We start from the raw sequence: 627 nt of genomic DNA, 5'->3' as shown, positions 1-627 counted from the left end.
AGCGCTGGAATTCCTCGAACGGCGACAGGTACGGGTTCGTGTAGCCCAAGCCCACCACGAAGCCGACCACCACCTGGTTGTTGTCCATGTGATACAGGAACGAGCCGCCGTAGGTGTCCGACTTCAGTGGCCAGCCGGCCGTGTGGATCACGAGGCCTGGCTTGTGCTTGGCCGGGTCGATCTCCCACAGCTCCTTGATGCCGATCCCGTACGCCTGCGGATCCGCGTTCGCGTCGAGCTTGAACTTCGAGATCAACTGGCGGCCGAGGTGGCCGCGGCAGCCTTCGGCGAACAGCGTGTACTTCGCGTGCAGTTCCATGCCGAGCTGGAAGTTCTCGGTCGGTTCGCCGTCCTTGCCCACGCCCATGTTGCCGGTCGCGACACCCTTTACCGAGCCGTCGTCGTTATAGAGAATCTCGGCAGCCGGGAAGCCGGGGAAGATCTCGACGCCCAGCGCCTCGGCCTGCTGTCCAAGCCAGCGCGTGACGTTGCCCAGTGAGATCACGTAGTTGCCGTGGTTCTGGAAGTTGGCGGGCAGCGCCCAGTTCGGCGTGGTGACCGCGCTCTTCTCGGACAGGAACAGGAAGCGGTCTTCCGTCACCTCGACGTCGAGCGGCGCGCCGCGTT

The 627-nt window shown here is 64.3% G+C and carries 1 protein-coding gene; it reads right to left on the bottom strand.

Going from position 1 to position 627, the window contains the following annotated elements; genetic code table 11:
• A partial coding sequence (locus G3N64_RS39405; protein WP_205788930.1) for an NAD(P)/FAD-dependent oxidoreductase occupies window positions 1-627 on the bottom strand: 627 nt, incomplete at both ends.

The sequence above is a fragment of the Burkholderia sp. Ac-20344 genome (assembly GCF_017104975.1).
GTDB lineage: Bacteria > Pseudomonadota > Gammaproteobacteria > Burkholderiales > Burkholderiaceae > Burkholderia.
The sequence above is the reverse complement of the archived record's forward strand: the minus strand, read 5'-3'. Positions and strand labels throughout refer to the sequence as shown.